Origin of the sequence: Paraplanobispora takensis (assembly GCF_016863195.1) — a bacterium.
In the GTDB taxonomy this organism is placed as follows: domain Bacteria; phylum Actinomycetota; class Actinomycetes; order Streptosporangiales; family Streptosporangiaceae; genus Planobispora; species Planobispora takensis.
This window is the reverse complement of record NZ_BOOK01000044.1, coordinates 26,810-39,336: the sequence shown is the minus strand read 5'-3', so window position 1 is coordinate 39,336 and position 12,527 is coordinate 26,810. Positions and strand designations below refer to the sequence as shown.

11 protein-coding genes are annotated in these 12,527 nt (G+C 75.5%); 5 read left to right on the top strand and 6 right to left on the bottom strand.

Annotated features, from left to right (window positions below; genetic code table 11):
- Positions 1 to 101: 101 nt before the first annotated feature.
- Positions 102 to 3,305 carry a helix-turn-helix transcriptional regulator gene (locus Pta02_RS29165; protein WP_203878172.1) on the bottom strand — a complete coding sequence of 1,068 codons (3,204 nt, stop codon included), beginning with the start codon at positions 3,303 to 3,305 and terminating at the stop codon, positions 102 to 104.
- Between the two features lie 168 nt (positions 3,306 to 3,473).
- Here Pta02_RS29165 and Pta02_RS29160 point away from each other — a divergent pair, with 168 nt between their 5' ends.
- The 5 genes from Pta02_RS29160 (at position 3,474) to Pta02_RS29140 (ending at position 8,573) form a co-directional block, all read left to right on the top strand.
- Positions 3,474 to 4,259: an ABC transporter ATP-binding protein gene (locus Pta02_RS29160; protein ID WP_203878171.1), complete on the top strand. Its 786-nt coding sequence runs from the start codon at positions 3,474 to 3,476 to the stop codon at positions 4,257 to 4,259.
- A 77-nt stretch (positions 4,260 to 4,336) separates the two neighbouring features.
- On the top strand, positions 4,337 to 5,227 hold the full coding sequence (locus tag Pta02_RS41495) for an ABC transporter ATP-binding protein (protein WP_239131306.1): 891 nt from the start codon (positions 4,337 to 4,339) through the stop codon (positions 5,225 to 5,227).
- On the top strand, positions 5,220 to 6,089 hold the full coding sequence (locus tag Pta02_RS29150; RefSeq protein ID WP_203878170.1) for a branched-chain amino acid ABC transporter permease: 870 nt from the start codon (positions 5,220 to 5,222) through the stop codon (positions 6,087 to 6,089). Before Pta02_RS41495 ends, Pta02_RS29150 begins: the two co-directional genes overlap by 8 nt.
- Before the next feature lie 64 nt (positions 6,090 to 6,153).
- Entirely contained in the window at positions 6,154 to 7,185 is a 1,032-nt protein-coding gene (locus tag Pta02_RS29145) for a branched-chain amino acid ABC transporter permease (RefSeq protein ID WP_203878169.1), read from the top strand.
- Positions 7,186 to 7,295: 110 nt separating this feature from the next.
- The gene (locus Pta02_RS29140; protein WP_239131305.1) at positions 7,296 to 8,573 is read left to right on the top strand and encodes an ABC transporter substrate-binding protein; all 1,278 of its coding nucleotides are present in this window, start codon (positions 7,296 to 7,298) and stop codon (positions 8,571 to 8,573) included.
- 84 nt (positions 8,574 to 8,657) lie between these two features.
- Here Pta02_RS29140 and ptsP read toward each other — a convergent pair whose 3' ends face one another.
- The 5 genes from ptsP to Pta02_RS29115 are packed head-to-tail and all read right to left on the bottom strand — an operon-like array spanning position 8,658 to position 12,524.
- Positions 8,658 to 10,370: a phosphoenolpyruvate--protein phosphotransferase gene (gene ptsP / locus Pta02_RS29135; RefSeq protein WP_203878168.1), complete on the bottom strand. Its 1,713-nt coding sequence runs from the start codon at positions 10,368 to 10,370 to the stop codon at positions 8,658 to 8,660.
- A 40-nt stretch (positions 10,371 to 10,410) separates the two neighbouring features.
- Positions 10,411 to 10,698 carry an HPr family phosphocarrier protein gene (locus Pta02_RS29130; RefSeq protein WP_203878167.1) on the bottom strand — a complete coding sequence of 96 codons (288 nt, stop codon included), beginning with the start codon at positions 10,696 to 10,698 and terminating at the stop codon, positions 10,411 to 10,413.
- 41 nt (positions 10,699 to 10,739) lie between these two features.
- A complete protein-coding gene (locus tag Pta02_RS29125; RefSeq protein WP_203878166.1) occupies positions 10,740 to 11,774 on the bottom strand; it encodes a zinc-dependent dehydrogenase in 1,035 nt (344 codons plus the stop codon).
- The gene (locus Pta02_RS29120) at positions 11,771 to 12,223 is read right to left on the bottom strand and encodes a PTS mannitol transporter subunit IIA (RefSeq protein WP_203878165.1); all 453 of its coding nucleotides are present in this window, start codon (positions 12,221 to 12,223) and stop codon (positions 11,771 to 11,773) included. Before Pta02_RS29120 ends, Pta02_RS29125 begins: the two co-directional genes overlap by 4 nt.
- The gene (locus Pta02_RS29115; protein ID WP_203878164.1) at positions 12,216 to 12,524 is read right to left on the bottom strand and encodes a PTS sugar transporter subunit IIBC family protein; all 309 of its coding nucleotides are present in this window, start codon (positions 12,522 to 12,524) and stop codon (positions 12,216 to 12,218) included. The genes Pta02_RS29120 and Pta02_RS29115 overlap by 8 nt, the downstream gene beginning before the upstream one ends.
- Positions 12,525 to 12,527: the final 3 nt, after the last annotated feature.

The window sequence follows — 12,527 nt, the reverse complement described above, 5'->3', positions numbered from 1 at the left end:
GCCGGCGCTCCCGCGGTTCCCCTCGGAACGTTGACTGGAGACACTTTCGCGTTGTCAGGGTTGTCAGTGCATCGGTGAAATCACTTGTCTCGCGTGGGCGGTCACGAAAGCAGTCGCACCAGGTCGACCCGGGAACGGATGCCGAGCCGGGAGAAGACGTTCCTGAGGTGGTGCTCGACGGTGCGGGGGCTCAGATACAGCCGGGCGGCCACCTCGCGGTTGGTGGCCCCGCCGGCGACCAGCCGGGCGATCTGCAGCTGCTGGGCCGTCAGCGCCTGGATCGCCGCCGCCCCCGCCGGTTCCACCGCGCCCGTCTCCGGCGCGCCCATTCCCACCGCGCCCATTCCTCCGGCACCCGTTTCCACCGCGGCCGTGCCCGCCCCGCGGACGCGGCCCCCGGGCCCGCGGGACGGCGGCGCCTCCCCGGAGGCGCGCAGCTCGCCGCGCGCCTGCTCGGCCCACAGCCGCGCGCCGTACCGTTCGAAGGTCTCCAGGGCGCCGTGCAGATGCTCCCTGGCCGCTCCGGGACGCCGGTTGCGGCGCAGCGCGCTGCCGAACAGCAGCTGCGTGCGGGCCGTCTCGAACGCGCAGGAGCCCCGGTGGTGCAGGTCCAGCGCGTGGCGGAAGCGCTCCTCGGCCTCCCCTGGCCCGGCCAGCAGCGCGTGGCAGCGCGCCGCCAGCGCCAGGCGGTCCGGGCTGCCCGTACTGGCCACCCAGCGGTCGAGCACCGCCAGGGCCGCCCGCGCGTGCCCGACGTCGCCGGTGCGCGCGGCCGCCTCCACGAAGTGCGGGGTCGCCATGACGCGGATGACGAGATGGCCGCCGGTCCCGTCGGCCCTGGCCACCGCCCGCAGCCTGCCGGCCGCGCTCGCGTGGCGGCCCGCGGCGACGTCGAGATGGGCCAGCGCCCAGCCGCTGATCGCACTGGCGATGCCCAGGCCGTGGGCGTCGGCCAGTTCGATCGCGCTCCCCGCCCTGATCCGGCAGGCCTCCTCGTCGCCCTCCACGGCGGCGGCCAGGGAGAGCCAGGCCAGGTGCTGGGCCGCGCTGTTGAGCCTGCCGGTCTCCTGCGCCAGCCGCAGGCCCTCCATCGCGTTGGCCGCCATGGAGGAGTAGCGGCCCAGCCAGAGCTCGGCCTGGATCAGGAACTCCAGCACCTGCGGCACCGTGGAGACCGCCCCTTGAGCGCGCGCGGTCTCGATGGCCCGGGTGGAGAGCGTCAGCGCCTGGGCGTCGTCGCCCAGCAGGAGGCTGGAGACGCACGCCCAGACCAGCACGGAGGGGTTGTCCACCGACGGGGCCAGCTCCACCACCCGGCGCAGGGGCGCCGCCGCCTCCCGGTGCCGCCCGCGGAAGGTCGCCGCCATGCCCGCCAGATACTCGAACATCAGCCGCGTGGCCGGCGGGTCGTCCGGGCTGCGCAGGGTGGCGGCGCGGCGCGTGATGTCCAGGAAGCGGTGGGTGTCGCCAGCCATGTAGCTGGCCTCGCTCGCGCGCACCAGCGCGCGCACGGCCTGCTCCCGGTCGCGGTCGAGCAGCCACTCGGCGGCCGCCAGCAGTTCGTCACAGGCGTTGCCCGTCCTGCCGCTGCGCAGCTCCAGGCTGCCCCTGACCAGCTCGGCCCGCCCGCGCACCTCCTCGGAGAGGGTCAGGGAGCTGAGGAGATTGAGCCGGTTGAGCAGCGACCGGGCGCGCTGCGGGAGGCCGGCGTGCCAGGCGTGGCGGGCGGCGGCGGCCAGCCGGGCCGCCCGGGTGTCGCCGCGCGCCGTCAGCTCCGCGGCCCGCTCCATGACGCGGAACGGCTCGGGGAAGCCGTCACGCCCGCCCGCCGCGCCGTCCGGGATCCGGGACAGCTCCTCCACCAGCTCGTCGGCCAGCCGTTCCGCGGGCCCGTCCAGCGCGACGGCCCGGTGCCAGGCCCGGCGCAGCCGCTGGTGGTCCCGGTCCAGGAGGGCGGCGAGCCTCAGGTGGGCCGCGCGCCGCCCGGCGGCCGGCGCCTCGCCGTACGCCACCGCGCGCACCAGGGGATCGCGGAAGCCGTACCGGTCTCCGTCCAGCCGGACCACGACGCCCGCCCGCTCGGCGGCCTCCAGCGCGGCGAGCGCCCGTTCGGCGTCCTGCCGCCGGGCCTCTCGCGGCGCGGGGCGGGGACCGCCTTTGCGGGGGCCGTCCTTGTGAGGACTGTCTTCGCGCGGACCGCCTCTGTGCGGTACGGCCGGCGCGCGGCGCGGATCGGCGGCCCGCAGCAGGGTCACGGTGTCCAGGGCGGGATCGGCCGCGACGAGCAGCACCAGGTCCGCGGCGGCCCGGGGCAGCCGGGCGATCCGGGCGGCGTGGGCGCGCCACAGCCGCCCGCCGGGCGGCGGGTGCTCCGGCGGCGCGGCGGTGCCGCGCAGCTGCTCGGCGGTGAGCGAGCCGACGAGCTCACGCAGGGCCAGGGGGTTGCCGCAGGCGGCGTGGGCCAGCGAGGCGCGCAGGTCCCCGGTGAGCCCGGGCGGCGCCAGGTCGTCGATCACCTGCCGGGCCGCCTCCTCGGTGAGGCCGCCGAGGACGATCGTGGCGACGTCGGCGGGAAGCTCGGGAGAGGCCCCGCCGGAGCCGTCGCCGGAGGTATCGAAGGGCGCGCCTCCGGGAGCGTCGTCGGCCGTGAGCAGCAGCGCGATCGGCTCCCCCTCCAGGCGCCGGGCCGCGAAGAACAGCGCCTCGCGGCTCGGCCGGTCGAGGAGGTGGACGTCGTCGGCGCACACCAGCACGGGGCGCCCCACGGCCAGCAGCAGGTTGAGGACCGCGGCGGGCAGCGCCAGCCCGTCGCCGGCCGTGCCCAGCTCCAATGCCTGCCCCAGTACGGCGGCCTGGGATGGGGGCAGCGCCGTCAACCGGTCCGCGACGGGCCGCAGCAGGGCGTGCAGCCCGGCGTACGGCAGGCGGCCCTCCATCCGTGTGCCACGCGTTCTCAGCACCACGAAGCCGTCCTGCCGCTCCGGCCCGGTGCCGGGGGACTCCCGCTCCGGCGCCGTCGTGGAGACCTTCCGGCCCGGCGTCGTACCGGAGACCTCGCCGCCCGGCGTCCTGCCGGGAGCTTCTCGTTCGGGCGCGGACCCGGCGGGCGGCGCGCCGGGGAAGGACGCCGCGCGGGCGGCCGCGGCGTCGAGCATCGCGGACTTGCCCGTGCCCGGTGCGCCCACCAGGAGCAGGGCGCCCCCGGCTCCGGCCGCGGCGCCCTCGATGAGGTGCCGTAACGCGTCCAGCTCCGTGTCGCGGCCGTGGAGCACCGGTGCCCGGGTGACGGAAGAGGCGCAGAACATGGCTCAGTGTTACGCGGATGCGTCGGAAGAGGAAAGGGCTCGTGTCGGATCGTCCCCGGCACGTGCGCGGACGGGTTCAAGACCGGTGATTTCACCGATGCGCGGCGCGGAACGCGGCCGGGAGACTTCCCCTTCTCCCATCCGGCCACGCCTTCCCCAGGAGAGACGGTGACACTTGAGATCGGCGGGCTGACCGTGCGGTTCGGCGGTGTGACCGCGCTGTCGGAGGTCGACCTCACGGTCCGCCCCGGCGAGCTGGTCGGCCTGATCGGGCCGAACGGGGCGGGCAAGACGACCCTGTTCGACTGCCTGACGCGGCGGGTCGAGCCCGCCGCCGGCCGGATGCGTTTCGAGGGCGCGGGCCTGGAGGGGACGGCCCCGCACGAGGTGGCCGGGCGCGGGATCGCCAGGACCTTCCAGCAGCTCGGGCTGTTCCCCGGCCTGTCGGTGCGGGAGAACGTCATGGTGGGCGCCCACCGCCACGGGCGGTCAGGGTTCGGCGCGGCCGCGATCCGGCCGGGCCGGGTGCGCCGGGAGGAGCGGGCGATCCGGCGGATCGCCGACGAGGCCCTGGACCGGGTGGGCCTGCTGCCGCTGGCCGACCATCCGGCCGCCCACCTGCCGCACGGAATCCTGAAGCGGGTGGAGATCGCCCGCGCGCTGGCCGTACGGCCCCGGCTGCTGCTGCTCGACGAGCCGGTCAGCGGCCTGGGCCACGACGAGATCGCGGATCTCGCCCGCCTCGTGCGGGACATGCACTTCACGTCGGACATCATGATCATCGTCGTCGAGCACCACATGGAATTCGTGATGAACCTGTGTGAGCGGATCGTCTGCCTCGACTCCGGGAGGAAGATCGCGGACGGCGCCTCCGGCCATGTCCGCCGTGATCCCAGGGTCATCGACGCCTACCTCGGGGTCGTCCCGTGGGCGAGCCCGGCGGGCCGGCCGTGACCGGTCCGGCCGGTGGCCGCCCGTCCCGCAGGCCGCCGGCGGGCGGGGTCCCGATATCCGAGTCGCCCTTCCTGCGGGTGCGGAACCTGCGCGCGGGCTACGGCCCGGCGCGGGTCCTGCAGGGCGTCGACCTGGAGGTGGAGGAGGGGGAGATGGTCGCCGTCCTGGGCCAGAACGGCGCCGGTAAGACGACCCTGCTGCGGGCGCTGTCCGGCATGGTGCGCGGCCGGGGGTCGGTCGGCCTGCGCGGGACCGAGCTGCTCGGCCGGGCGCCGGAGGAGGTCGCCCGCCGGGGAGTGGGGCACGTCCCCGAGGGCCGGGGCGTGTTCGCGCCCCTCACCGTGGAGGAGAACCTGCGTGTCGGCGCGCACCTGAGGCCGGGATCGGAGCTGGCCGAGGACATGCGCCACGTGCTGAGCTGCTTCCCGGTCCTGCGGGCGCACCTGAGCCAGCCCGCGGGGAACCTGAGCGGCGGCGAGCGGCAGATGCTCGCGATCGGCCGCGCGCTGATGGCCCGGCCCCGGCTGTTGCTGCTCGACGAGCCGTCCCGGGGGCTGGCGCCGCTGGCCACCCGGCGGCTGTTCGACGTGCTGCGGGCGATCAGCACCCGGGAGCGGGTCGCGATGATCGTGGTCGAGCAGAAGACGCAGCTGGCGGCGGAGTTCGCCGCCCGCTCGCTCCTGATGGAGTCGGGACGGCTGGTCACGCCGGGTACGGCGGGCGCGTCCGGGGACCCGTCCGCCCCGGGCGCGCGGCGGTGGCACGGGAGTCCGCCCTCCTCGGACGTCTGGCAGGGGGCGGGGAACCGGTCCGTTCCGGATGTCTGGCAGGGGCCGGGGGACCCGCCTGCTCCGGACGCGTGGCGGGGGCCCGGGAACCGGCCCGCTCCGGGCGCGGGGCAGGGGCCGCCCTCCGGAGAGCGGTCCGCGCCCGGACGTCCCGGGCCGTGGGGGCGATCACATGGGTGACCTGCTGCTGCAGGTGGTGCAGGGCCTGAGCCTGGGCGCCGTCTACGCCGCCCTCGCTCTGGCACTGGTGCTGGTGCACCGCTTCAACGGGATCGTCAACTTCGCCCAGGGCGAGCTCGCCATGCTCTCGACGTACGTCGCCTGGCAGCTGCTGGAGGCGGGCCTGCCCTTCTGGGCCGTGCTGCCGATCACCCTGGCCGTGTCGGTGGCGGCGGGCGCACTGGTGGAGCGGGTGGTCATCCGGCGCGTCGAGGACGGCGGGGAACTGGCCTGCGTGGCCGTGACGGTGGGCCTGATGGTCCTGGTCAACGCGGCCGCGGGACTGGTGTGGTCCTTCGCCGTCCGGTCCTTCCCCAACCCCTTCCCGGCCGTCCTCAGCTTCGGCAGCGCGCAGAGCGGGTTCTCGGCGCTGGGCGTGCTCGGGGTCGTGGCCGTCATGATGCTGCTGCTGCACCTGTTCTTCAGGCACACGGGCGCCGGGCTGATCATGCGGGCGGTCGTGGCCGACCCGGTCGCCGCCCGGCTGTCCGGGATCCGGGTCGGCAGGGTGCTCAGCCTGGGGTGGGGGGTGGCTGCCGGTGTGGGGGCGATCGCCGGGATCCTCGTGGCCCCGCTGCTGTTCCTCGAACCCAACATGATGGGGGGCGTCCTGGTGTACGCCTTCGCCGCCGCGGTCCTGGGCGGCTTCCACGACCCGGTGACGACCGTCGCCGCGGGGCTGGCGATCGGCGTCGCCGAGACCCTGGCCGGGACGTACGTGGAGGTCGTCGGCGCCGACCTCAAGGTGGCCGTGCCGCTGCTGGTCATCGTCGCGGTCCTGTCGCTGCGGCGGGGCCGGGCGGGCGTGCGGAGGACGGGATGAACGCGGCTGGCCGCACGGGCGTGCGGAGGACTTGCATGCGGAGGACTTGCGTGCGGAGGACGGGGTGAGCGGCGTGGACGTCGCCGGGCGGACCGGGCACCGCAGGCTCGCGGTCGGCCAGGTGGCCGGGGACCGCAGGCGGGCCTGGCCGTGGCCGCGGGTGACGCTGACGGCGCTGGCCGCGGCGGCCTGCCTCGTCCCGTTCCTGCTGGAGCCGTACCGGGTCTTCCAGCTCACCATGGTCCTGGTCCACGGGATCGCCCTGCTCGGGCTGAACCTCCTGGTCGGGCACGGGGGCCGGGTCTCGCTCGGGCATGGAGCGTTCCTGGCCGTCGGCGCGTACGGCTCGGCGATCATGACGACCTCGCTCGGCGTGCCGTACCCCCTGACCCTGCCGGTGTGCGCGCTGGTCACCTTCGGCGCCGGTCTCGCCCTGGGCCGGCCGGCGCTGCGGCTGAGCGGGCCGTACCTGGCGGTGGTGACCTTCGCGGTCGCCGTGGTCGTCCCGCTCGTGATCAAGCGTTTCGGCGCGGTGACCGGCGGGTCGATGGGCCTGTCGACGCCCGTTCCGGTCGCGCCGTCCTGGACCGGGCTGGCCGACGACCAGTGGCTGTACCTGCTGGTCCTGGCGGTGGCGGTGGGGGCCTTCGCGGTGGCGCGCAACCTGGTGGAGTCGCGCGCGGGACGGGCCCTGGCGGCCGGCCGGGAGAACCCGGCCGCGGCCGAGGTCCTGGGGGTGCGCCTGGACTCCCACCGGACGCTGGCGTTCGGGTGGAGCGCGATGTACGCGGGCGTGGCGGGAACGCTCTACGCGTGGGTGGTCGGGTTCGTCTCCCCGGACTCCTTCACCGTGACGCTCTCGGTCGTCCTGCTCGCCGCCGTCGTGGTCGGCGGCCCGGGTTCGCTGCTCGGCCCGCTGCTGGGCGGGGCCTTCATCACGTTCGTCCCCGCCGTCGCGCAGCGGGCCGGGGACGCGCTCCCGGGCATCGTCTCGGGAGTCCTGATCGTCGTGGTCGTCTGCTTCGCCCCCACCGGACTGGCCGGGCTGCTGCGCATGGCCGCCGGAGCGGTGACGCGCAGGACGGGGAGGGGGTGACCGTGCGCGAGACCGCCGCAAGCACCGCACCGCGTGTCCCGGCCCGGTCCGTGAGCCGGCCGGTGGTCCGGCACGCGACCCGGCCGGTGATCAGGCCGGTGATCAGGCCGGTGATCAGGACTGCCGCCTCGGCGGCCCTGGCGCTCGTCCTGGCCCTCCCGCTGGCCGGGTGCCGCCTCACCGACGAGGACGACGTGCTGCCCGCCGGCGCCTGCGCCGGGCAGCAGGTGACGGGCATCGACGAGGACACGATCAGAGTGGGCGGGATCTATCCCCTGTCCGGACCGGCCTCGGCCTACGGGCTGATCGCCTCGGGTGCGCGGGCCTACTTCGGCCACGTCAACGAGGAGGGCGGGGTGGACGGCCGGAAGATCGAGTTCGTCGTCCGCGACGACGGCTACCAGCCCGCCAGGGCCGTGGAGGAGGCCCGCAGGCTCGTGGAGCTGGAGGAGGTGTTCGCGATCTTCCAGACGGTGGGCACGCCCTCGACCGCCGCGGTGCGCGACTACGCCGACCGCCGGCGGGTGCCGCAGGTCTTCGCGGCGACCGGGGCCTCCCGGTGGGGGACCGACCGGGAGCACCCGTGGACCATCGGCTACCAGCCCAGTTACGTGGCCGAGGCCCGGGTCTACGCCCAGTACCTGAAGGAGACCTTGCCGGCGGCCACGGTGGCGGTGCTGTACCAGAACGACGACTTCGGCAGGGACCTGCGCGACGGCTTCGCCGACGCCGTCCGCGGCAGCGGGGTGCGGATCGTGGCGGAGCAGAGCTACGAGGTCACCGACCCCGGCGTGCAGGGGCAGGTGGCCAACCTCGCCGCCTCGGGGGCCGACGTGCTGCTGAGCGTCACCACCCCGAAGTTCGGGGCCCAGGCCCTGGCCGTCGACGCCGCCGTCACCTCGTGGAACCCCCTGCACATCATCAACAGCGTGGCCGTCGCCCCGGCCGTGATGGCGAGCGTGGACACCGGGAAGGTGCGGGAGATCGTGAGCGCGGTCTACCAGAAGGACGCCGCCGACCCGGAGCAGGCGGACGACCCCGCGGTCGCGGCCTACCGCGGCAGCCTGCGGCGCTACGCCCCGGAGGCGGACCCGGCCGCCCAGCAGGCCATGTTCGGCTGGACCGCCGCGCAGGCCTTCGTGCAGGCGCTCAGGCGGATGGAGTGCCCCACCCGCGAAGGGCTGCGCGAGGCGGTGCGCCGTCTCGACGACGTGCCGGTGGACACCCTGATGCCGGGGATCACGCTGTCCACCGGTCCCGACGACGGCTTCCCGATCGAGTCGATGATGCTGGCCAGGTTCGCCGAGGGCCGCTGGGCCTCCTTCGGCGACGTCATCGACACCCGCGCCGCGTTCGGCCCGGTGCGCACCGCCGGCTCGTCCGGCTGACCCCGCCGTGCCGTACGGCGCCGCCGGGCCGTGCCGTACGGCGCCGCCGGTTCCGCGAGGCCGTACCCCGCCGGCCGGCCCTCGCTAGGCCGCGTGCCCGGCGGCGGTCTCCTCGGCCACCGCTTTGCGGGCCACCGCCGGGTCGTCGGCGTCCAGGGCGATGCGGGCGTTGGCCTCGCAGCGGGCCAGGGAGGTGCGGGCCAGCCTCTCGCGTACCGGCGCGAGACTCGGTGCCGACATCGACAGGCTGGTGACGCCGAGGCCGGTCAGGACCGTGGCCAGCAGCGGATCGGCGGCGGCCTCCCCGCACACGCCGACGGGCTTGCCCGCGGCCCGGCCCGCCCGCGCGCACTCGGCCACCAGCCGCAGCAGCCCCGCCTGCCAGGGATCGAGCAGGTCGGCGAGCTCGCCGTGCTGGCGGTCGGCGGCGAAGGCGTACTGGCTGAGGTCGTTGGTGCCGATGCTGAGGAAGTCGAGCTCGCGCAGCAGGTGATCGGCCCTGAGCGCGGCGGCCGGGACCTCGATCATCGCCCCCACCCGGGTGATGCCCCGCGCGCGGGCCCGCGCGGCGAAGTCCGCCGCCTCGCCTGCGGTCGTCACCATCGGCGCCATCACCCACGGCCGGACACCGCTCGCGCGGGCCGCCTCGGCGACGGCGTCGAGCTGGACGTCGAGCACCTCCTGCCGCAGGCGGCCGACCCGCAGCCCCCGCACGCCCAGCGCCGGGTTGGGCTCCTCGGGCAGTCCCAGGAACGGCAGGGGCTTGTCCGTCCCTGCGTCGAGCGTGCGCACCACGACCTTGCCGCCGGGTACGGCCCGCAGCACCGCCTCGTAGGCCGCGACCTGCTCCTCGAAACCGGGGGCGTCCTTGCGGCCGAGGAAGAGGAACTCGGTCCTGAAGAGCCCGACGCCCTCGGCGTCCACGCCGGACCCCAGATCGGCGGCGGACCCGATGTTGAGCAGCAGTTCGACCCCGTGACCGTCGGCCGTCCGCCCCGGGCCGGTGCTCGCGGCCAGGCGCCGGCGTTCGCCGGCGGCCCGGCGCAGGATCTCCTCGGCGTCCTGTTCGCCGAGGCCGGTCCCGACCTCCCCGGCCGTCCCGTCGACCGACACCCAGCTCCCCTCGCCGATCTCCAGGGCGCCCCGGCAGGCCACCACGGCGGGCAGGCCGCGGGAACGGGCGAGGATGGCGGTGTGGCTGGTCGGCCCGCCCTTCTCGGTGACGAGGGCGAGCACGGTCGCCGGGTCGAGGTTCACCGTGTCGGCGGGGGCGAGGTCCTCGGCGACCAGGACGAACGGGTGGCCCGGGTCGGGGATTCCGGGCACCGGCAGCCCCAGCACCGCGGCGACGGCCCGGTTGCGGATGTCGTCGAGGTCGGCGGCGCGTTCGGCGAAGTAGCCGCCGGCCTCCAGCAGCGCGCGCCGGTGGTGGTCGCAGGCGGCGTCGACGGCGTGCCCGGCGTCCATGCCCGCCGCGAGGTTCTCCTCGACCGTCTCGCGCAGGCCGGGGTCGGCGGCCATGAACGACTGCGCCTCCAGGATCGCGCCCGCCTCGGCGTCGGAGGTCCGCCCGGCCCGCGCGGCCAGGTCCGCGGCGACCTCCTCCAGCGCGCGCAGCGCCAGGGCGGCCTCCCGGGCGGCGTCGGCGACCGGGAGCCGGGCCGGCAGGCGCGGCGGGCCGGCCATCCGGCACACCCGCCCGGCCGCCCGCCCCGGGCTGACGCCCAGACCGCGCAGCGTCCCGGCCGCCGGAGCCCGCTCCGTCCCGGCCGTCCGGGCTCCCTCCGCGCTGGTCATCGTGGCTTCTTCCGTCCCGGCCGCCGGGGATGTGCCCGTCTCAGGCACCGGAGGCCTGCTCGGCGTCGAGGTCGCGGGCCAGGAGCGCGGCCAGGGAGTCGAGCGCGGCCTCCGCGCCCGGCCCGTCGTCCGCGGTGAGGGTGACCTCCGTGCCCTGGACGGCGCCCAGCGCCAGTACGGCGAGCATGCTGGTGGCCGGGGCGGGCCTGCCGTCGCCGACCCGGATCCGGACCGGGACGCCCTGCGCCTGCGCGGCCTGCACGAACAGCTTGGCGGGGCGGGCGTGCAGGCCCGTGCGCGAGGCGATGGTGACTGTTCTCTCCGGCATCTTCGGGACTTCCTCTCGCAGAGGGATTCGGGGAGGGGTTTTCAGGGTTCGACGGTGACCTTGATGGCCTCACCCCGGCTGACGATCCCGATCCCGTCCAGGACCTCCGGAAGCGGCAGCCGGTGGGTGATCAGATCGGAGACCGGGACCTCGCCGCCGGCGATCAGCTCCAGCGCCCGCGCGTTGTGCGCGGGGCTGGACCCGTTGGCGCCGACGACGGTCAGCTCCCGGTAGTGCACCAGGTTGGAGTCGCAGCCGATGATCGGGTCGTCCTTGGGCAGGCCGCCGAAGAAGCTGATGCGCCCCTGCCGCGCCGCCATCCGCAGGGCCTGCTCCTGGGCCGCGCCGGAGGCGGCGGCGGTGACGACCACGTCGGCGCCCCGGCCCTCGGTCAGCTTGAGCACCTGCTCCACAGCCGAGTCGCCGCCCTCGGCGTGCACGGCCGCGTCCGGCCGGACCAGCGAGGCGGCCATCTCCAGCCGCTCGGCGTTGACGTCCAGCAGGAAGACCCGGGCCGCGCCGCGCGAGCGCGCCAGCCGTACGTGCAGGCAGCCGATGGGACCCGAGCCCATGATCACGACGTCGTCGCCCCGACCGACGCGGGCCAGCTCCTGGCCGTTGAGCACGCAGGCCAGCGGCTCGGCCACCGACGCCTCGGCGAACCCGACGCCGTCGGGGATGCGGTTGACGCCGTCGACGGCCAGGACCTTGGCGGGCACGACCATGTACTCGGCGAACCCGCCGTCGTAGTGGTAGCCCATCGACTCCTGGTTCGGGCAGACGGTCATCCGGCCCCGGCGGCACTCCCCGCACGTCCCGCAGGGGATCGCGGCGATCACCTGTACCCGGTCGCCCGGGGCCCAGCCCTCCGTCCCGTCGACGACCTCGCCGGCGATCTCGTGCCCCATGACCCTCGGCGGCCTGATGTGGTGGTGGCCGTGCTTGAAGATCTTGGCGTCGGTGCCGCAGGTCGAGCAGTTCCGCACGCGGATCCTGATCTCCCCGGGCCCGGCGACGGGCTCGGGGGCGTCCTCGACGCGGATGTCGCCGGGAGCGTGGAAACGGGCGACCTTCACTGGTCCTCCTGTGTCGGTTGCAGTAGCGAGAGCACCTCGGAGACCTCCTCGGCCTCGCGCAGGGCCCGGGCGCTGTCGGGGTCCATCAGGATCTGGGCGAGCTCGGACAGCAGCCGCACGTGGCCGTCGCCGCGGGCGGCGATGCCGACGCAGACCGTCACCCGCTCGCCGCCCCAGTCGACGCCCCCGGGGAAGCGCAGCACGCAGATCGCGTCGTGGCGGACCACGTCCTTGGCGGCGAGCGTGCCGTGCGGGATCGCCACCTCCTCGCCCACGTAGGTGGAGATCGAGCGCTCCCGCTCCAGCATGGCCTCGACGTAGGAGGGCTCGGCCGCGCCGATCTCCACCAGCACCCGGCCGCACTGCGCGATGGCGTCGTCGCGGTCGGCGGCCGAGGCGTCCAGCCGTACGGCGCGCGGGTCCAGGGGGAGCGGTGCCGTCTCAGGCATCGACGGTCCCGCCCTTCTTGATCGTGTCGATCAGCCGGGTCACCGCCGGGTCGCCGATGAAGACCTGGAACGGGACCAGCACGACGCCCGGGGCCGAGGCCCTGGCCCGGTCGGCCAGGCCCGCGTGGCACAGCACGACGTCGGCGTCGCCGGGGATGGAGTTGACCGGGGTGTGCACCACCTCGATGCCCTCCCCCTTGAGCTGCTTGCGGACCTGGGAGGCGAGCATGACGCTGCTGCCCATCCCCGCGTCGCAGGCGATGACGATCTTGTGGATGTCCTTGCTCTCGATGCCCGCCATGGG